At 63.6% G+C, this 19,077-nt stretch carries 16 protein-coding genes; 9 read left to right on the top strand and 7 right to left on the bottom strand.

The genetic code is table 11. The features are described from left to right. Window positions 1-12: 12 nt before the first annotated feature. On the top strand, window positions 13-528 hold the full coding sequence (locus N436_RS02320) for a DUF6586 family protein (protein WP_060498881.1): 516 nt from the start codon (window positions 13-15) through the stop codon (window positions 526-528). Window positions 529-578: 50 nt separating this feature from the next. Next, complete coding sequence (locus tag N436_RS02325; RefSeq protein WP_003248777.1) at window positions 579-812, top strand: hypothetical protein; 234 nt, start codon at window positions 579-581, stop codon at window positions 810-812. A gap of 50 nt (window positions 813-862) precedes the next feature. On the opposite strand, the gene sulA is transcribed toward N436_RS02325, so the two are convergent. Both sulA and lexA read right to left on the bottom strand, forming a co-directional pair. Further along, window positions 863-1,339, bottom strand: a complete 477-nt coding sequence (gene sulA, locus N436_RS02330) for an SOS-induced cell division inhibitor SulA (RefSeq protein WP_110740314.1) — start codon at window positions 1,337-1,339, stop codon at window positions 863-865. A 13-nt stretch (window positions 1,340-1,352) separates the two neighbouring features. Next, entirely contained in the window at window positions 1,353-1,961 is a 609-nt protein-coding gene (gene lexA / locus N436_RS02335; RefSeq protein WP_105945229.1) for a transcriptional repressor LexA, read from the bottom strand. A gap of 215 nt (window positions 1,962-2,176) precedes the next feature. Between lexA and N436_RS02340 the strand changes: the two genes are divergently transcribed. From N436_RS02340 to nagZ, 3 genes are read left to right on the top strand one after another with little or no spacing between them, the layout of a single operon-like run. Next, window positions 2,177-2,890 carry a TetR/AcrR family transcriptional regulator gene (locus N436_RS02340; RefSeq protein WP_110740315.1) on the top strand — a complete coding sequence of 238 codons (714 nt, stop codon included), beginning with the start codon at window positions 2,177-2,179 and terminating at the stop codon, window positions 2,888-2,890. A gap of 40 nt (window positions 2,891-2,930) precedes the next feature. Next, a complete protein-coding gene (locus N436_RS02345) occupies window positions 2,931-3,455 on the top strand; it encodes a L,D-transpeptidase (protein ID WP_110740316.1) in 525 nt (174 codons plus the stop codon). 22 nt (window positions 3,456-3,477) lie between these two features. Further along, the gene (nagZ, locus tag N436_RS02350; RefSeq protein WP_177410240.1) at window positions 3,478-4,476 is read left to right on the top strand and encodes a beta-N-acetylhexosaminidase; all 999 of its coding nucleotides are present in this window, start codon (window positions 3,478-3,480) and stop codon (window positions 4,474-4,476) included. Between the two features lie 127 nt (window positions 4,477-4,603). Here the strand turns inward: nagZ and N436_RS02355 are convergent, their stop codons facing one another. Genes N436_RS02355 through mfd form a run of 3 tightly spaced genes read right to left on the bottom strand, consistent with a single transcriptional unit; the run spans window position 4,604 to window position 11,981 of the window. Then, window positions 4,604-7,948 (bottom strand): DEAD/DEAH box helicase, encoded by a 3,345-nt coding sequence (locus N436_RS02355; protein ID WP_110740317.1) that lies wholly within the window; start codon window positions 7,946-7,948, stop codon window positions 4,604-4,606. 1 nt (window position 7,949) lies between these two features. Further along, entirely contained in the window at window positions 7,950-8,522 is a 573-nt protein-coding gene (locus N436_RS02360; RefSeq protein WP_110740318.1) for a CsiV family protein, read from the bottom strand. Between the two features lie 9 nt (window positions 8,523-8,531). Further along, window positions 8,532-11,981: a transcription-repair coupling factor gene (mfd, locus tag N436_RS02365; protein ID WP_110740319.1), complete on the bottom strand. Its 3,450-nt coding sequence runs from the start codon at window positions 11,979-11,981 to the stop codon at window positions 8,532-8,534. A 167-nt stretch (window positions 11,982-12,148) separates the two neighbouring features. On the opposite strand from mfd, the gene N436_RS02370 reads away from it, so the two are divergent. The 3 genes from N436_RS02370 to sthA all read left to right on the top strand — a co-directional run bounded on the left by N436_RS02370 (window position 12,149) and on the right by sthA (window position 16,346). Continuing rightward, the gene (locus tag N436_RS02370) at window positions 12,149-13,612 is read left to right on the top strand and encodes a glyceraldehyde-3-phosphate dehydrogenase (RefSeq protein ID WP_016714907.1); all 1,464 of its coding nucleotides are present in this window, start codon (window positions 12,149-12,151) and stop codon (window positions 13,610-13,612) included. A gap of 136 nt (window positions 13,613-13,748) precedes the next feature. Beyond that, a complete protein-coding gene (locus N436_RS02375) occupies window positions 13,749-14,747 on the top strand; it encodes an FAD:protein FMN transferase (protein WP_110740320.1) in 999 nt (332 codons plus the stop codon). Between the two features lie 204 nt (window positions 14,748-14,951). Further along, window positions 14,952-16,346 (top strand): Si-specific NAD(P)(+) transhydrogenase, encoded by a 1,395-nt coding sequence (gene sthA, locus N436_RS02380; protein WP_105945223.1) that lies wholly within the window; start codon window positions 14,952-14,954, stop codon window positions 16,344-16,346. A gap of 48 nt (window positions 16,347-16,394) precedes the next feature. Here the strand turns inward: sthA and N436_RS02385 are convergent, their stop codons facing one another. After that, on the bottom strand, window positions 16,395-17,111 hold the full coding sequence (locus tag N436_RS02385; protein ID WP_019096214.1) for a glycerophosphodiester phosphodiesterase: 717 nt from the start codon (window positions 17,109-17,111) through the stop codon (window positions 16,395-16,397). A 31-nt stretch (window positions 17,112-17,142) separates the two neighbouring features. Beyond that, window positions 17,143-17,727 (bottom strand): PilZ domain-containing protein, encoded by a 585-nt coding sequence (locus N436_RS02390; protein ID WP_110740321.1) that lies wholly within the window; start codon window positions 17,725-17,727, stop codon window positions 17,143-17,145. A gap of 93 nt (window positions 17,728-17,820) precedes the next feature. Between N436_RS02390 and N436_RS02395 the strand changes: the two genes are divergently transcribed. Next, entirely contained in the window at window positions 17,821-19,071 is a 1,251-nt protein-coding gene (locus N436_RS02395; RefSeq protein WP_060500413.1) for a lipoprotein-releasing ABC transporter permease subunit, read from the top strand. Window positions 19,072-19,077: the final 6 nt, after the last annotated feature.

Consider the following 19,077-nt stretch of genomic DNA (forward strand, 5'->3'; position numbering starts at 1 on the left):
GAGGCCACTGAAATGGCCCAGGAACTGTATACCCGTACCAACCAGAAACTGTTCTTCGCCGGCCTCGCCCTGGAGTCCATGGCCAAGGCCGAGCAAAGCCAGGCCATGAACGCTCAAGGCCTGGTGCAGGCCGAGCGCGAATCGGCGCTGTTCCACCTGTACGGCGCGCTGCTGGGCTTGTGCCATGAAATCGGTGGTTTCTATCGCTTGCCGGTTGTGGCAACGGTTGAGCAGGCACTGGCTGACGACGCGCTGAATGGCATCGCCATCCCGGAAGTGGCTGAGCTACTGGAAATCGCCCGTCAGCGCGAAACCTGGCTGGCGCAAATGCTGGGTGCTTATGCCGATTTGTTCCGACCACCTGTCGCGAAGAAGGCGCCGAAAACTGACGTTACCCAACCCCTGATCCAGGCCGTCAATCTCGATGAGCCCGAGCATCCTGCACTGTCGCGTGCTGAGCTGGAAAGCTGGCGCAACAACCTCAAGGGCTTGGTGAGACGTTTCCGCGACGCGTTGAGTGAGTGCTGATAGCCGCAACGGCTGGTACACTAGCGGCCTTTCGCGGAGAACTGCCATTTATGTCTACGTCGTTTCTGGAAATTGTCGAGTTGCCTGATGGCCGCATCGAACTGCGTCGCGCCGAGGATGAGGGCTCTCTGGTAACCCTGGATTTCTCGGAAGACGCCAAGGTGTTCCTGCAGGGCCAGCATGTGGAAGTGGCCAAGGCCATGCTCAGTGTGGGCGTGCAGATGGCCGGTCGCCTGATGGATGGCGAGCTTGAGCGTGATGAAGGGCCGCGTGTGCTGCACTAAGGGTGCAGCAACGTGTCAGGCTTTTTGAAGTGACAGGCAAAGCCTGAACATCAGCCGAGGCGGATGTTCAGGCTTTGTGCATTTCCGGCACTGGCCGCGCGTAGCAACTGTTGGCGTGCAGTGGCATTGACGCTACCCAGCCAGCTCACCACGGTGTGGCTGAGGCCAAGGCGCAAGGCCTCGCAGGCTAGTTGCAGCGGGCTTTGATTGCTGCGAGGTTGCAGCAGCAAGATACGTTCACGGTTGAGCCCGGCATCGCGCAACCAGGCCTGGGTCAGGCTGGAGGGTGGAGCGATCAGGGTCATCCAGCGGGCCTCGTCTTCTTCGCTCAGCTCGCGCAGTACCGGTGCCAGCAGGCTTTGGCAGTGCCCAGGGGCGCCGCGCAGCGACAGTTCGCTGAACAGCTCGGGTTGGCTGCTCTTGCGTGCCAGTTCACTGGCTTTCAGGCCCGGTAGCACGGGCTGGGCGAGAAATGCTTCGAACAGGGGCAACTGGGCTTGCTCGGGTGCGTGAATGAACTGCTGCATGACGCCTCCTGGATCAGCGGCGAATGACGCCGACGCTCAAGCCCTCGATCACCAGCTCCTGTTCTTTCAGGTCGACTTCGATGGGGGCGAATTCGGGGTTCTCGGCAAGCAGCCATACCTTGCTGCCTTCACGCTTGAAGCGCTTGACGGTCACTTCGTCGCCGATGCGCGCCACCACGATCTGGCCGTTGCGGGCTTCGCGGCAGGTGTGTACCGCCAGCAGGTCGCCGTCGAAGATGCCGACGTCTTTCATGCTCATGCCGTGTACGCGCAACAGATAGTCGGCTTGGGGGTGGAAGAAGGCGGGGCTGATGTTGCAGGATTGCTCGATGTGCTGTTCGGCAAGGATTGGCGCGCCGGCAGCAACCCGGCCGATGATCGGCAGGCCGCTTTCTTCGGCTTTGGCTTCCAGGCCGGGAATGCGGATGCCGCGTGAGGCGCCCGGGGTCATCTCGATGGCGCCTTTGCGGGCGAGGGCCTTGAGGTGCTCCTCGGCGGCGTTGGGCGATCTGAAGCCCAGCTCCTGAGCGATCTCGGCGCGCGTCGGCGGGAAGCCGTTGTCTTCCAGGCAGCGTTTGATGAACGCGAGAATTTCGGCTTGGCGTGGCGTCAGTTTCAACATGGTGAGCGCTCTGTCTTTTTGTACAGTGACTGGGATTATATACAGTACTGGATGCGCTGCAAGCCAAAAGGCGCAATAAACAGCAGAGGTGGCGCTTGCAGCCGGCCGTCTGGCGCTTTTAAATGGCGACCGCCCGGTCACCGAGCCTTGACAGAAGCAGGGCTGAAACGTATGTTTCAAACACCTGTTTGTCTGGCGGAGTACCCGGAGTAGTCATGGCCCAATCGGAAACCGTTGAACGCATTCTCGATGCTGCCGAGCAGTTGTTCGCGGAAAGGGGGTTCGCCGAAACCTCGTTGCGGCTGATTACCAGCAAGGCCGGGGTCAACCTGGCGGCTGTCAACTATCATTTCGGCTCCAAGAAGGCGCTGATCCAGGCGGTGTTCTCGCGCTTCCTCGGCCCGTTTTGCGCCAGCCTGGAGCGTGAGCTGGAGCGGCGTCAGGCCAAGCCGGAACAAAAGCCCAGCCTTGAAGAGCTGCTGGAAATGCTGGTGGAGCAGGCGCTGGTGGTGCAGCCTCGCAGCAACAATGACCTGTCGATCTTCATGCGCTTGCTGGGCCTGGCTTTCAGCCAGAGCCAGGGCCACCTGCGGCGCTATCTGGAAGACATGTACGGCAAGGTATTCCGCCGCTACATGCTGCTGGTCAACGAGGCCGCGCCACGCATTCCACCGCTGGAGCTGTTCTGGCGTGTGCACTTCATGCTCGGTGCTGCGGCCTTCAGCATGTCTGGTATCAAGGCCCTGCGGGCGATCGCCGAGACCGACTTCGGCATCAATACCTCGATCGAACAGGTGATGCGCCTGATGGTGCCGTTCCTGGCGGCCGGCATGCGTGCCGACAGCGGTGTCACCGATGACGCCATGGCCAGCGCCCAGCTGCGCCCGCGTACCAAGACCAGCGTCAGCGCTACCACCGCCAAAGCCTGAAGGCTGGGCGGGGCGGGGCGCTTCGGCTAAGCTAGCGCCCATGCCCGACCTCGATCTGTTGCACATTTCCCTTGCCGACCAATGCCTGTACGGTTTTGCCCGTGGCCAGTTGCGCGTGCGCGTGCCCGTGTCCACGGCGCGTAACGGCGCCGGCGAGCGCAACGGTTCGGGGTGCACGCCGCGCGGCCTGCATCAGGTGCGGGCAAAGATTGGCGCAGGCCTGCCGCTGAACGCGGTACTGGCCGGGCGGCGCTGGACGGGTGAGGTGTGGTCGCCGGAACTGCACGCGCAAAACCCGGAGCGCGACTGGATCCTCTCCCGCATCCTCTGGCTCAGCGGCTGCGAACCCGGCGTCAACCGCTTGGGCGCGGTCGACACGTTCCGCCGCTATATCTACCTGCACGGCACTGCGGATACGGAACCCATGGGCGTGGCGTTGTCCCATGGCTGCATACGCCTGCGTAACACCGACTTGCTAAGCCTGTTCGAGCGGGTGCCGGTCCATTGCCCGGTGCGCATCGAACAAGCCGCCTGCCCCCAGTGGGCTTCTCTCAGTCTTCAATGAAGGATTACCCATGACCGTCAGCCTGCAAGGCTCCCTGATGGTGGATATCGCCGGTAAATGGCTGACCGCCGAAGACCGTCACTTGCTGCGCCAGCCCGAAGTGGCTGGCCTGATCATCTTTGCCCGCAACATCGATAGCCCGCGCCAGGTGCGTGAGCTGTGTGCGTCGATCCGCGCCATTCGCCCCGACCTGATCCTGGCGGTAGACCAGGAAGGTGGCCGTGTGCAGCGCCTGCGTCAGGGCTTTGTGCGCCTGCCGGCCATGCGTGCGCTGGCCGACAATGACAATGCCGAGTACCTGGCCGAGCAATGCGGCTGGCTGATGGCGACCGAGGTGCTGGCGGTTGGCCTGGACCTGAGCTTTGCGCCGGTGCTCGACCTGGACCACCAGCGTAGCGCCGTGGTTGGCAGCCGCGCCTTCGAGGGTGACCCGCTGCGTGCCACGCAACTGGCCGGGGCCTTCATTCGCGGCATGAATGCGGCGGGCATGGCCGCCTGTGGCAAGCATTTCCCGGGGCATGGCTGGGCCGAGGCCGACTCGCATGTGGCCATCCCTACCGATGAGCGCAGCCTTGAGCAGCTGCGCCAGGCCGACCTGGTGCCGTTCACCCGCCTGAGCGGGCAACTGGCAGCGGTGATGCCGGCGCATGTCATCTACCCGCAGGTCGACAACCAGCCGGCCGGCTTCTCGCGGCGCTGGCTGCAGGACATCCTGCGTGGCGAGCTGGGCTTTGACGGGGTGATCTTCAGTGATGACCTGTCGATGGCCGGGGCGCATGTGGTGGGTGATGCGGCCAGCCGTATCGAAGCGGCGCTGAGTGCCGGCTGTGACATGGGCCTGGTGTGTAACGACCGGGCGGCGGCTGAGCTGGCGCTGAGTGCGGCGCAACGGATGAAGGTGAAGCCCTCGCCGCGAATTGCGCGGATGCGTGGGCAAGGGTTTGCGCGGACCGACTACCGACAGCAGCCGCGCTGGCTGCAGGCGTTGGGGGCGCTGAAAGAGGCCCAGTTGGTCGATTGACCGCGTTGGCTTCTTCGCGGGCATGCCCGCTCCCACAGGTACAGCATCGCCCTTGAGGGCATTGATAATCCTGTGGGAGCGGGCGAGCCCGCGAAGAGGCCAGTACAGGCAACAGAAGATGAAAGGTTTAGCGCCCGCGCTTGCCTGGCAATGGCGCAAACAACGCCTCGATTTCCTCATCCCCCATGCGCCATTGTCCGGCCTGCCCGCCATCCAGCAGGCTGGCCGCCAGCGCCGCCTTCTCTTCTTGCAGCAACTGGATCTTCTCCTCCACCGTCCCCCGGGTAATCAGCTTGAACACGAACACCGGCTTGTCCTGGCCAATGCGGTAGGCGCGGTCGGTGGCCTGGTTTTCACTCGCCGGGTTCCACCAGGGGTCGAAGTGGATCACGGTGTCCGCAGCCGTCAGGTTCAGCCCGACACCCCCGGCCTTCAGGCTGATCAGGAACACTTCGCTGTCACCCTGCTGGAATTGCTGCACCGGCGTGCGCCGGTCGCGGGTGTCGCCGGTCAGCAGGCTGTAACGGATCTTGCGCTTCTGCAGTTCTTGCTCGATTAGCGCCAGCATCGAGGTGAATTGCGAGAACAACAGTACCCGGCGCCCTTCGCTGAGCAGTTCTTCGAGCATTTCCAGCAGCGCACCCAGCTTGCCCTTGTCGGCCTGGTTACCCTTGCTTTCCACACCCTTGACCAGGCGCAGGTCGCAACACACCTGGCGCAGCTTGAGCAGGGCGTCGAGAATGACGATCTGGCTGCGGGCGGCGCCATTGCGGGCGATTTCGTCGCGCACTTTCTTGTCCATCGCCACGCGCACGGCCTCGTAGGTGTCGCGCTGGGCGTCGCTCAGCTCCACCCAGTGCACCATCTCGGTCTTGGCTGGCAGCTCGGTGGCCACCTGTTCCTTGGTGCGGCGCAACAGGAACGGGCGAATGCGTGTAACCAGGTGAGCCAGCCGCTCGCTGTCGCCGTGGCGTTCGATGGGGGTGCGGTAGTCCTGGTTGAAGCGCTTCAGGTCACCCAGCCAGCCGGGCATCAGGAAGTGGAAGATCGACCACAGCTCGCCCAGGTTGTTTTCCATCGGCGTGCCGGTCAGGCACAGGCGCTGGTTGGCCTGCAGCTCACAGACGGCGAGTGCGGCCTTGCTGGTGCTGCTCTTGATGTTTTGTGCCTCGTCCAGCACCAGTACATGCCAGGGTTGGCTGCGCAGGTGTTCGAGGTCGCGTGGCACCAGGGCATAGGTGGTCAGCACCAGGTCGTAGTCGTGCAGCGTGGCGAAATGCTTGTTGCGCCCCGGGCCTTGCAGGGCCAGCACGCGCAGGTCGGGGGCGAAACGCTGGGCTTCGTCCAGCCAGTTGGGCACCAGGCTGGTCGGCATCACTGCCAGGGCGGGAGCGGTCAGTCGCCCGGCCTGCTTTTCCAGCAGCAGGTGCGCCAAGGCCTGCAGGGTCTTGCCCAGGCCCATGTCGTCGCCCAGGATGCCGCCGGTGCCCATTTCGCGTAGTGCCTGCAGCCAGTTAAGGCCCTGTTGCTGGTAGGGGCGCAGGCTGGCCTGCAGCCCTGTCGGCGGGGCTACCTGCAAGTCGCGGGCGTCGCGCAGGCGGCGGCCCAGATCCCGCACATGTGCACCACCTTCCCAGTGCAGGGGCAGGCCTTCGATATCGTTCAGGCGTGCAGCATCGGCGCGGTCCAGGCGCAGGGACGGGCCGGCTACGTCTTCGTGCAGGTACAGCTCGCCCAGGGTGCCCATTACGGCCTTGATGCGGCCGTAGGGCAGGGCAACGCGCAGGGCCGAGGCATCGAGGCGGCCGCGGTTGAGGTCGATCAGCAGGTGCTCGTCGTCGCTGCGCCTGGCCAGTTCGCTGGGGCGCAGCAATTCCGGGTTGCTGCGCAGCAGTTGCAGCACGATCGGCAGCAGGCTGTGGCGCTGGCCATCGACCACGATACCGAGCTCCAGGTCGAACCATTCATGGCCGGGGGCTTCGTCGATGGTGGCGTACCAGTCGTCCACCTCTTGCAGGTTGAAGGCGAAGTCGCGGTGGATGTCGATGTCCCACCCGGCCTCGCGCAGGCGTGGCAGGCCTTCGCGGGCAAAGCGCAGCCAGGCTTCGTCGTCTGGCAGCTGGAACATTTCGCCGGCGCTGTCGGGCAGGGCCTTGCTTTGTCGGGTGGCGGCCTTGAAGCCCAGGTCGCGCAGCACTTTGCGCAGCGCCTGCTCGGCCTGCGGCTGGCGGCGGATGCGTTGGCTGGTGTTGTCGATCAGGCGGGTCAGCGGTTTTTCGTCGCTGCCGCTGGCGCGTAAACCGTCATAGTCGAACGCCAGTGCGGCCCGATGCTGCATCTGCCGCTGCATACGGCCGGTCTTGGGCATGTAGGCGCTGAATTCGAGGCTGCCCAGCGTCAGGTGCGGCCTGGGTTGAACACTGTCGATCTCTTCACTGCGTACGCTTGTAGGCGTTGGCACCTGGCGATTCAGCGCATTCAACCGGTGGCTCAGAGGGATGATCAAGTGTTCGGGCACCGTAGGTGCGCTTGCCAGTTGGCTGGCAATGAACGGGTCAAGATCATGCGCAAGCTTGCCAGTCATGCCCGTCTGGGTATCGATGTAATAGAGCGGGTCGAGCGGCAGTGCCATGTCATGCATCCGCTCATCATGGTGCCACGCACCACGATAGCTGCCGTTCTCAAGCCTCATCCAGCGAAACTCGGCCGGCAGTGTCGGTCCGGGGGCTAGTGGCAACAATTGCTCGCCATAGATCAGACGGCCACTGGCCAATGCGAACTCGTACAGCTCTGCGCCTTGCTTTCCTTCCAGTCTTGCGATTGGCATGTTGGTGTTTTTGCCAAGGGCGTCAATCAGCCTGAGGATGCGCAGGTCCTCATCAGTTACGTAACGTGGCGTGTAGTAGAGCATCTCAGGCAGCGAGCTGGCACGGGCGAGTTTCAGCTGGCCATCGGCTTCGCGGGTGCCTTTGGATACGCTGAGCGTGCAAAGGCCGCGCTCATTAACGACCTTGTAGTAGAGCGACGGGCCTTTGCGCTTGGCAGGCTCGGCAGGCTTTGCCGGAGCTTCCAGGGCCTCGACCCAATGGGCGAGTTCAGGTGGGAGGTCCAGAGAGTGCCGGGATGCGTCAACAGGTGGGTGAGGGGCATCATGGCTGCCTTCGGCGTAATCCGGCCCCCGCTCCAGCAAATAGAGCGCAGCTGCGCAATGCTTGCAATTTTCTCCTACCGGGCATGAGCAAGTGCCCTCGCACTCCAGGCCATCTTCGGTCATGTCCAGCGTAATGCGCTGGTAGTAGGTCCGGCCTGCAGAGCCTGCGCACTGGGCGCGAATCGTCATGTCGAGGATGGATACGATTTCGCTTCTGCCTTCCTCGGCATAATCCAGGCCGCGTTGCAGAGACTTGCGGTCAAACGCAAACGTCCAGCCGTCGTGCGCCCGCACAAAGAACTGCGCATCGCTCTCGCTCACATCACTGCTCCATCATTTCCGGGTCCATCACCGGCATTTTCGGCGTGCCCGGCGGCGTCACCTTCAGCAGCACGGCCAGGTGGCCGCCGTCGAGGAAGGTCAGCTGGCCGCCCTTGACGTTGCTGTTGCTTTGTTTGAACTGCTCGCTTTGCAGCACGCTGCCGTTGCCGTCCAGCTGGTTGACCCAGAAATTGGCGTCGACCGTGATGAAGCGGCCTTCAGCGATGCTGAGGTTGCCTTCGATGGGGAAGTGGCCGAACTGCTCGGTGCCTTCGCCCAGGGCAATGCGGCTTGGCTCGCTGCCCACCTGTTGCTGCCAGGCTTTGTGCATTAACACGGTGTAGTCGGCAGTGGCTTCCAGGCGGGTGGCTTCGTCTTCCAGCGCCAGGCGGCGCTCGGCGTCCTTTTCCAGGCGTGGGGCGCCGGCGCTCCAGTTTTCCGGGGCGAACGGGCTGGTGAAGGCGGGCACGCTGTTTTGCCGCACCAGGATCATTTCAACCTGATACAGGCCTTCGGCGAAGGCGGCTGGCGCAAACAGCGCCAGCAGCAGGGTCAGGCTACGGATGGCACGCATGGATCTTCCTTAGGCAGGCTGTGGGGTCAGGCGCTCGAACAGCGCCTCCAGGGTGTTGAAACGTTCGTCGGGGCGCTCCATCGGCACCAGGAAACGGAACTGGGTCGCACCTTCGAACTTGTAGCGTTTGGGCTGGCCCTGGATCAGCTTGATCAGGGTCAGCGGGTCGACCGGGGTTTCGGCCTCGAACTCGAGCTTGCCGCCATTGGGGCCGGCGTCGACTTTCTTGATGCCGAGCTTTTCCGCAAGCAGCTTGAGCGAGGTCAGGCGCATCAGGTTCTTGGTCGGCTCCGGCAGCAGGCCGAAGCGGTCGATCATTTCCACTTGCAGGTCTTTGAGGCCTTCTTCGTCGGCCGCCGAGGCAATGCGCTTGTACAGGATCAGCCGTGCGTGCACGTCGGGCAGGTAGTCTTCGGGGATCAGCGCCGGCAGGCGCAGGTTGATCTCCGGGCCGCCGCCCAGTGGCTGTTCGAGGTTCGGCTGGGTGCCTTTGCGAATCGCCTTCACCGCCCGTTCGAGCATCTCCATGTACAGGGTGAAGCCTACCGCCTGGATCTGCCCGCTTTGACCTTCGCCCAGCAGCTCGCCCGCACCGCGGATTTCCAGGTCGTTGGTTGCCAGCACGAAACCGGCGCCCAGGTCCTGGGTGTTGGCGATCGCCTCCAGGCGTTTTTCGGCGTCGGCGCTGACTTTTTGCCGGGTGGGCGTGAGCAGGTAGGCGTAGGCCTGGTGGTGGCTACGGCCGACCCGGCCACGCAACTGGTGCAACTGGGCCAGGCCGAACTTGTCGGCACGCTCGATGACGATGGTGTTGGCGCTGGGCACGTCGATGCCGGTTTCGATGATGGTCGAGGCCACCAGCACGTTGAAGCGCTTGTGGTAAAAGTCGCTCATCACCTGTTCCAGCTCGCGTTCGCGCATTTGCCCGTGGCCAATGCCGATGCGCGCCTCGGGTACCAGTTCGGCGAGGTCGGCGGCGCATTTTTCGATGGTTTTCACATCGTTGTGCAGGTAGTACACCTGGCCACCGCGCAGCAGTTCACGCAACAGCGCTTCCTTGACCGTGCTCTTGTTCTGTTCCATGACGAAGGTGCGCACCGACAGGCGGCGCGCCGGCGGGGTGGCGATGATCGACAGGTCGCGCATGCCCGCTACCGCCATGTTCAGCGTACGCGGAATCGGCGTGGCGGTGAGGGTAAGGATGTCGACCTCGCTGCGCAGGGCCTTCAGTTGCTCCTTCTGGCGCACGCCAAAACGGTGTTCTTCGTCGATGATGGCCAGGCCCAGGTCCTTGAAGCGCACATCGTCCTGCAACAGCTTGTGGGTGCCGATGAGGATGTCGATCTTGCCTTCGGCCAGGTCGGCGGCGGCGGTGGCCACTTCCTTGGCGGATTTGAAGCGGCTCATCACTTCCACGGTCACCGGCCAGTCGGCGAAGCGGTCGCGGAAGCTGTTGTAGTGCTGTTGGGCGAGCAGGGTGGTGGGCACCAGCACGGCCACCTGGCGGCCGCTGTGCACGGCGATGAACGCGGCGCGCATGGCCACTTCGGTTTTGCCGAAGCCCACATCACCGCACACCAGGCGGTCCATCGGCTTGGGTGCCAGCATGTCGGCACGCACGGCTTCGATGGCGGCTTGCTGGTCCGGGGTTTCTTCGAACGGGAAGCCGGCGCTGAAGGTGGCGTAGTCGGCAGACGGGTCGGCAAACGCATAACCCTTGCGCGCAGCGCGGCGGGCATAGATGTCGAGCAGCTCGGCGGCCACGTCGCGCACCTGTTCGGCGGCCTTGCGCTTGGCTTTCTGCCAGGCCTCCGAGCCCAGCCGGTGCAGCGGCGCCAGCGCGTCGTCGCTACCGGTGTAGCGGGCGATCAGGTGCAGGTTGGCCACCGGCACATACAGTTTGGCGTTCTCGGCGTATTCCAGGGTAAGGAACTCGGCGGCCTGGCCGTCGATTTCCAGGGTGGCCAGGCCCAGGTAGCGGCCCACGCCGTGGTCGATGTGCACCACTGGCGCGCCTTCGCGCAGCTCGGTGAGGTTCTTGATGACGGCGTCGTTGGCGGTTTCGCCACGCTTGTCGCGGCGTCGGCGCTGCATCACCCGCTGGCCGAACAGCGGGCTTTCGGCCACCAGGGCCAGGCCTGGATCGTCCAGCACCAGGCCGTCGTCCAGCGGGGCAATGGTGATTGCCAGTCGCTCGCTGCCGGTAATGAAATCGTCCCAGCCGTCGACGGTATGCGGGCGCAGCTTCAGCCGGTCGAGCAGCTCCAGCAACACTTCGCGGCGGCCCGCCGATTCGGCGGTGAACAGCACGCGGCCGGGGAACTGGTCGAGAAAGTTGGCCAGTTCGGCCAGCGGCTGGTTGGCCTTGGCCTCGATGGCCAGGTTGGGCAGGGCGCGTGCCGGGAAGCGCTCGCGGCCCGCGCCCGGGTCGACGTCTTCGCTGCTGACCACCACCCGTGGCCATTGCTTGAGCCGGGCGAAGCAGTCTTCCACCGGCAGGAACAGCTCGGCCGGTGGCAGCAGTGGCCGGCTCAGGTCGCCGCGACGGTCTTCATAACGCCCGCGCACGTCGTTCCAGAAATGTTCGGCGGCCTGTTCCACGCCGGGCAAGGAGAACACCTGGGTGTCGGCTGGCAGGTAGTCGAACAGGGTCGAGGTTTCTTCGAAGAACAGCGGCAGGTAGTACTCGATGCCGGCGGGGATGATGCCGCTGGCCAGGTCCTGGAAGATGGCGCTGCGGCGGAAGTCGACGTCGAAGCGCTCACGGAAGCGCGCCTTGAAGCGGGTCACTTCCTCTTTCTGCATCGGGAACTCGCGTGCCGGCAGCAGGCGCACCGAATCCACCTTGTCGATCGAGCGCTGGGTCTCGGGGTCGAAGGTGCGCAGTGTCTCGATCTCGTCATCGAACAGGTCGATACGGTAGGGCAGTTTGCTGCCCATCGGGAACAGGTCGATCAGCGCACCACGCACGGCGAACTCGCCATGCTCGTACACGGTGTCGACGCAGCGATAGCCGCTGGCCTCCAGGCGCGTGCGCATCTGCTCGACGTCGATGGTCTGCCCCACATCCAGCACCAGGCTGCTGCCCAGCAGGAAGCGCGTGGGCGCCAGGCGGTGCAGGGCGGTGGTGACCGGCACCACGAGGATGCCGTGGCTCAGCTCCGGCAGGCGGTACAGGCTGGCGATGCGCTGGGAAATGATGTCCTGGTGTGGCGAGAACAGGTCGTAGGGCAGGGTTTCCCAATCGGGAAACGGCAACACCGGCAGGTCCGGGGCAAAGAAGCGCAGCTCCTGTTCCAGACGGTCGGCGGCCTGGCTGTCGGCCGTCAGCAGCAGGGTGAAGCGGCCAGCACTGCTGGCGGCCTCGGCGATGGCAAGGCTGAGGGCGGCACCGGGCAGGTTGCCCCAGGTTTGTTTGCCGGCCGTGGCCGACATTTGCGGTAGGCGCAGAACTGACACGGGAGATTGCACTCCAAGCGTTGCGGCAAAGAGACCGATTGTACCGGTGCCAGTGCCGCCTGTCAGGCTTGAAAGGGCATGAACGCTGGCTTGCGTGACTGCGACAGGCGCTCATTGCCGGTTCCGCGTTGGGGCGTCATAATGTAGCCCCTTTTTTCTGTCCCTACATGTGGAAGGTTCCCGTGACTCAGAAGCCCGACCAGTGTCTTGGTGAGTGGATTGATCGTGAAGCCCTGGCTGAAGCGATGATCCCGCTTATCGGTCAGCTCTACCGCAACAACAACGTGGTGAGCTCGATTTATGGCCGCAGCCTGATCAACCGTTCGGTTATCTCGATCCTCAAGGCGCACCGCTTTGCGCGTCATCGTCAAGCCGACGAAACCGAACTGTCCGTCCACGAGACATTCCCACTGCTCAAGGCCATGAGCGAGCTGAAACTGGGCGCCGCTTCGGTCGACCTGGGCAAGCTGGCCAACAAGTTCAAGCAGGAAGGCAATGGCCGCACTGCCGAGCAGTTCGTCCGTGAAGAGCTGGCTGACGTGGTTGGCCAGCAGAACGCTTCGGCCCGTAAAGGCACCGACGTTGTCCTGTACGGCTTCGGCCGTATCGGCCGCCTGCTGGCGCGTATCCTGATCGAGAAGACCGGTGGTGGCGACGGCCTGCGCCTGCGTGCCATCGTCGTGCGCAAAGGCGCCGAAAACGACCTGGTCAAGCGTGCCAGCCTGCTGCGCCGTGACTCGGTTCACGGCCCGTTCGATGGCACCATCACCATCGACGAAGCCAACAACACCATCACCGCCAACGGCAACCTGATCCAGGTTATCTATGCCAAGAGCCCGAGCGAAGTCGACTACACCCAGTACGGCATCGACAACGCGCTGATCGTCGACAACACCGGCGTATGGCGTGACGCTGACGGCCTGGGCCAGCACCTGGCCTGCCCGGGCGCTGCCCGTGTGATCCTCACCGCACCTGGCAAGGGCGCGCTGAAGAACATCGTGCACGGCATCAACCACGGTGACATCGCCGCCGATGACAAGATCATCTCGGCAGCTTCCTGCACCACCAACGCCATCGTGCCGGTGCTCAAGGCCATCAACGACCAGTACGGCATCGTCAACGGCCACGTCGAAACCGTTCACTCGTTCACCAACGACCAGAACCTGATCGACAACTTCCACAAGGGCAGCCGCCGTGGCCGTGCCGCGCCGCTGAACATGGTCATCACCGAAACCGGCGCCGCCACTGCTGCCGCCAAGGCACTGCCAGTGCTGAAGGGCAAGCTGACCGGCAACGCCATTCGCGTACCGACGCCGAACGTTTCGATGGCCATCCTGAACCTGAACCTGGAAAAGGCCACCTCGCGCGACGAGATCAACGAGTACCTGCGCCAGACCGCCATGCACTCGGAGCTGCACAAGCAGATCGACTACGTCAGCTCGCAGGAAGTGGTTTCGACCGACTTCGTCGGCTCGCGCCACGCCGGTGTGGTTGACGCTGAAGCCACCATCGCCAACGACAACCGCGTTGTTCTGTACGTCTGGTACGACAACGAATTCGGTTACAGCTGCCAGGTGGTTCGCGTGATGGAAGAGATGGCCGGTGTGAACCCGCCAGCGTTTCCACGCTAATGCGCTTGTAAGGCAATGAAAAAACGGGAACCTTCGGGTTCCCGTTTTTTTTGCCTGATGAACTGATCGGGCATTTAATGTGTCTGTACTGGCCTCATCGCCGGCAAGTCAGTGCAGGCAACCGAGAACCTGAACCTTGCGCACAGCTCTATTGTTCACCCTCATGCTGCTCACCGGCTGCAACCAGGGCCCCACCCTGGAGCGCCTGGGTGGCCCGACCATGGGCAGCAGTTACAGCATCCAGTACGTCCGTGAGCCCGGCGGCCCGGCGCCGGAACAGGTGCAAGCAGCGGTCGAAACCATCCTGGGCGACATCGACCAGCACTATTCGACCTACCGCGCAGACTCCGTCGTCAGCCTGTTCAACCAGTTGCCCGCCAACCAGTGCCTGGCCCTGCCGCCCGACATGCTCGAACTGGTCAACCTTGGCCAGCACCTGGCCGAGCAGAGCGATGGCGCCTTCGACCTCACTGTCGAGCCCCTGCTCGACCTGTGGGGCTTTGGCCCTCAGGCCCGCCACGAGCAGGTGCCGGACCCGCAAGCCCTGGCCCAGGTGCGCCAGCGCGTGGGCTACCGGCACTTGCACATCAAAGGCCCGGCCCTGTGCAAGGATGCCCCGGTGCAGCTCGACTTCAACAGCATTGCCGCCGGCCATGCCGTCGACCTGATTGCCGCTCGCCTGCAAGCCATGGGCGTAACCCGCTTTGTCGCCGAGGCCACTGGCGAGCTCAAGGCGGTCGGCCGCAAACCCGATGGCAGCCCATGGCGCATCGCCCTGGAACTGCCCCGTGAAGACCGCCAGATTGCCCGGCAGATCATCCCGGTCAATGGCCTTTCAGTATCAACCTCGGGTGACTATCGGCACTATTTCGAGCAGAATGGCCGGCGCTATTCGCACGCCTTCGATGCCCGCCTGGGGCGCCCGGTGCAACATGACCTGGCCGCCGTCACCGTGCTGCACGCGTCGGCGCTGCAGGCCGACGGTTATTCGACGCTGCTGCTGATCCTTGGCCCTGAGCGTGGCTGGGATTTTGCCATGGCGCATGGCCTGGCTGCGGTATTGGTGACTCGGGCCGAGGGTGGCTTCGTCTCCCGAGCTACGCCCGCATTCGAACGGGCGGTGAAAGGCGATTGAAAGCGCAGGCAGGGATGATTGCCGCCAGGGAATGGGTAAACCATATGTAGTGCGGGCGAAATTGGCCTACGACGCGACCAAGGGTTAATGTGCGCGGCGTTCACGCTTGATTAGACTGCACCCGAATTTTCTCATGACGCCCCGGCGGCATGATCGCGCCCCGCGAGCGACCGTGGCTTGCGGGCCAGTTCTGAAGGAGTACGCATGGCTGTCTACAACTACGACGTAGTGGTGCTGGGTTCCGGCCCGGCCGGTGAAGGCGCGGCAATGAACGCCGCCAAAGCAGGGCGCAAGGTAGCGATGGTCGATGACCGTCGCCAGGTCGGTGGCAACTGCACCCACCTGGGTACCATCCCGTCCAAGGCACTGCGTCACTCGGTGCGGCAGATCATGCAGTTCAACACCAACCCGATGTTCCGTGCCATCGGTGAGCCACGCTGGTTCTCGTTCCCGGACGTGCTGAAAAGCGCCGAGAAGGTGATTGCCAAGCAGGTGGCATCGCGCACGGGCTACTACGCCCGTAACCGCGTTGACGTGTTCTTCGGCACCGGCAGCTTTGCCGACGAGCAAACCGTCGAAGTGGTGTGCCCGAACGGCGTGGTGGAAAAACTCAACGCCAAGCACATCATCATCGCCACTGGTTCGCGCCCATATCGCCCGGCCGACATCGACTTCCACCACCCGCGTGTGTACGACAGCGACACCATCCTCAGCCTCAGCCACACCCCGCGCAAGCTGATCGTGTACGGCGCCGGCGTGATCGGTTGCGAATACGCCTCGATCTTCAGCGGCCTGGGCGTGTTGGTAGAGCTGGTGGACAACCGTGGCCAGCTGCTGAGCTTCCTGGATTCGGAAATTTCCCAGGCGCTGAGCTACCACTTCAGCAACAACAACATCACCGTGCGCCACAACGAAGAGTATGAGCGCGTCGAAGGCCTGGACAACGGGGTGGTCCTGCACCTGAAGTCGGGCAAGAAGATCAAGGCCGACGCCTTGCTGTGGTGCAACGGCCGTACCGGCAACACCGACAAGCTGGGCCTGGAAAACATCGGCATCAAGGTTAACAGCCGTGGCCAGATCGAGGTCGACGAGGCCTACCGCACCAGCGTGCCGAACATCTACGGTGCAGGCGACGTGATCGGCTGGCCAAGCCTGGCCAGTGCCGCCCATGACCAGGGCCGTTCGGCGGCTGGCAGCATCGTCGACAATGGCAGCTGGCGCTTCGTCAATGACGTGCCGACCGGCATCTACACCATTCCGGAGATCAGCTCGATCGGCAAGAACGAGCAGGAGCTGACCCAGGCCAAGGTGCCGTACGAAGTGGGCAAGGCCTTCTTCAAGGGCATGGCGCGTGCGCAGATCGCCGGCGAGCCGCAGGGCATGCTGAAGATCCTGTTCCACCGCGAAACCCTGGAAATCCTCGGCGTGCACTGCTTCGGCTACCAGGCTTCGGAAATTGTCCACATCGGCCAGGCCATCATGAACCAGCCGGGCGAGCTGAATAACCTGAAGTACTTCGTCAACACCACGTTCAACTACCCGACCATGGCCGAAGCCTATCGGGTAGCTGCCTACGACGGCCTGAACCGGCTTTTTTGAGCGGCTCCGACCGGTGGCCTGAGCCGGTCGGAGAGACCGATTTCAACCCTACCCGAGGGTGGTCTTGGCCAAACCGGGAAAGTCTGTAATCAGGCTGTCCACGCCAAAGTCAGCGAGCCGGCGCATCAGTGCCGGTTCGTTGACCGTCCACACCGACACGTGCAAGCCCTGGCCCTGTGCTTTGAGCAGGCGCTCGGGGGTGCACAGTGTCCAGTTCAGGGCCAGCATCTCGCAGCCGTAGTTCTGTGCCACCTTCAACGGGTCGAGCCAGGCGTATTCGGCTACCAGCCCGCGTTTCACGTCCGGCACCAGTTCCTGGGCTGCGCCCAATACTTCGCGTGAGCTGGAGGTGATGGTGACCTTGTCCAGCAGGCCGTATTGCTGGGCCAGTTCGCGGATCGCCAGCACGGTGGTGGCGGCTCGGGTGCGCGAAGCGCTCTTGACTTCCAGCTGCCAGTGCTCGAACGGGCACTTCTCGAACAGCTCTTCCAGTTTTGGAATAGGGCAGGGCTGCACATGGCCCGGGCCGCCTTTGCGTGCGTCGATCTTCACCAGGTCGGCGGCCGGGTGCTCGACCACCTTGCCGCGTTTGCCGGTGGTGCGCTTGAGGGTAGGGTCGTGGATCACCATCAGCTCGTTGTCGGCCGACAGGTGCAGGTCCAGCTCGCAGCGGGTGACGCCGTGGGACAGGCACTGGCGAAAGCTGGTCAGGGTGTTCTCGGGTGCTTCGCCCTTGGCGCCGCGATGGCCGTAGATCAGGGTCACGTTCGTTCCTTCAAATCAGGGGGAAATGGGCTCAGGAGGCGGGGTCGTTCTGTTCCAGCTGCTGGCGCCGTTGTTGTTGCTGGCGCTGCAGGATGTAGCGGGCCAGCAGTTGACGCTGGGCGTCGGTCATGTCGGTAAACTCGGTGCCGACCTCGAAGCCGCCCTCCGGGCGCGGGTCGCAATGGGTGACCTTGCCGCGCAGCAGCAGGCCATGAGCACGCGGCATCAGCACCATTTTCACTTTTACCCGGGTGCCGGGATCAATCTGCGTGGCCTGGGCGAATTCGATACCGCCTTCGGAGATGACCACCGGCAGCGGCTGGCCGACTTCGCCAAGCAGGGTTTGCGCAACCACCGCGCTAAGCAGGTCGAGGCGCTTGTTCTGCGCCCGCAGGAAGGCAGCGAGGGTGCGGTCCTTGTCACTCAGCTGGCGCAGCAGGTGCTGCGACTCGAAGTCGGACAGATGCAGTTCGCTGAGCAGGTTGAACAGCGGGGAATCATCTTGCAACACATCTGGGTCGAGGGCTTCGGCCGCGCTGAGGGGGCTTATTTGAAGTGCGATCCGATCTTCGATGCGGTAGTATTCGCGGCGATCTTCTTCGTCTAATGTCGTCATGGCGAACCCAAGGTAGCGGCGGTGGTCCGAGTGTAAAGCCGCCGTAGGCGCCTCGCCACAAGGACGTTCCCTTTCATCCGAACAAGCCCCGACATGTTCAGACCTCTTTTCGCATTCATCGGTACGCGTTATACCCGTGCCAAACGCCGTAATCACTTCGTCTCGTTCATTTCCCTGACCTCGATGATCGGCCTCGCCCTGGGCGTGGTGGTGATGATCGTGGTGCTGTCGGTGATGAACGGTTTCGACCACGAGATGCGCACCCGCGTGCTCGGCATGGTCCCGCATGCCACGCTGGAGAGCGGCCAGCCCATTACCGACTGGCCTGCCCTTGCCCAACAAGTAAAGCAGAATCCGCAGGTGGTGGCGGTAGCGCCCTTCACCCAGATGCAGGGCCTGCTGACCCATGACGGCAAGGTGCAGAAGGTGCTGCTCAACGGCATCGACCCGGCCCGCGAGCGCGAGGTGTCGATTATCGACAACTTCATCTTGCAAGGCCGCCTCGACCAGCTGGCGCCGGGCGAGTGGGGCATCATGATCGGCGACAAGGCTGCGGCCAAGCTGGGTGTGGCCATTGGCGACAAACTCACCTTCGTCGCCCCGGAAGTCAGCGTGACGCCTGCCGGCATGTTCCCGCGCATGAAGCGCTTCACCGTGGTGGGCACCTTTCATGTGGGCGCGGGCGAGATCGACGGCTATCTGGGCCTGACCAACATCAGCGACCTGTCCCGCCTGCACCGCTGGAAGCCCGACCAGGTACAGGGCCTGCGCCTGAAATTCGACGACCTGTTCCAGGCGCCACGGGTGGCCTGGAGCATTGCCCAGCAGCTGGGTGACCAGGAGTACTACAGCCGCGACTGGACCCGCACCCACGGCAACCTGTACCAGGCCATCCGCATGGAAAAGGCCATGATCGGCCTGCTGTTGCTGCTGATCGTCGCGGTGGCGGCGTTCAACATCATTTCCACGCTGGTAATGGTGGTGAACGACAAGCGTGGTGACATTGCCATCCTGCGCACACTGGGCGCCACGCCCGGGCAGATCATGCTCATCTTCATGGTCCAGGGCACGGTAATCGGGGTGATCGGTACCCTGATCGGCGCCGTGGTCGGGATTGTTGCCGCGCTGAACGTGAGTGCGGCGATCGCCGGCATCGAGAAACTGATCGGGCACAAGTTCCTCAACGCCGACGTGTACTTCATCGATTACCTGCCCTCGCAGATCCAGGCCCAGGACGTGTACATGGTCTGCGGTGCGGCGCTGGTCCTGAGTTTCTTCGCCACCCTGTACCCGGCCTGGCGTGCGGCCCGCACCCAGCCTGCAGAGGCGCTACGTTATGAGTGAGTCGCG

Origin of the sequence: Pseudomonas sp. RV120224-01b (genome assembly GCF_003208145.1) — a bacterium.
In the GTDB taxonomy this organism is placed as follows: domain Bacteria; phylum Pseudomonadota; class Gammaproteobacteria; order Pseudomonadales; family Pseudomonadaceae; genus Aquipseudomonas; species Aquipseudomonas monteilii.

Coding starts and splice junctions, on each gene's coding strand:
- N436_RS02320 (WP_060498881.1), top strand. CDS start 13: ATGGCCCAGGAACTGTATACCCGTACCAACCAGAAACTGTTCTTCGCC.
- N436_RS02325 (WP_003248777.1), top strand. CDS start 579: ATGTCTACGTCGTTTCTGGAAATTGTCGAGTTGCCTGATGGCCGCATC.
- sulA (WP_110740314.1), bottom strand. CDS start 1,339: ATGCAGCAGTTCATTCACGCACCCGAGCAAGCCCAGTTGCCCCTGTTC.
- lexA (WP_105945229.1), bottom strand. CDS start 1,961: ATGTTGAAACTGACGCCACGCCAAGCCGAAATTCTCGCGTTCATCAAA.
- N436_RS02340 (WP_110740315.1), top strand. CDS start 2,177: ATGGCCCAATCGGAAACCGTTGAACGCATTCTCGATGCTGCCGAGCAG.
- N436_RS02345 (WP_110740316.1), top strand. CDS start 2,931: ATGCCCGACCTCGATCTGTTGCACATTTCCCTTGCCGACCAATGCCTG.
- N436_RS02360 (WP_110740318.1), bottom strand. CDS start 8,522: ATGCGTGCCATCCGTAGCCTGACCCTGCTGCTGGCGCTGTTTGCGCCA.
- N436_RS02370 (WP_016714907.1), top strand. CDS start 12,149: ATGTGGAAGGTTCCCGTGACTCAGAAGCCCGACCAGTGTCTTGGTGAG.
- sthA (WP_105945223.1), top strand. CDS start 14,952: ATGGCTGTCTACAACTACGACGTAGTGGTGCTGGGTTCCGGCCCGGCC.
- N436_RS02390 (WP_110740321.1), bottom strand. CDS start 17,727: ATGACGACATTAGACGAAGAAGATCGCCGCGAATACTACCGCATCGAA.
- N436_RS02395 (WP_060500413.1), top strand. CDS start 17,821: ATGTTCAGACCTCTTTTCGCATTCATCGGTACGCGTTATACCCGTGCC.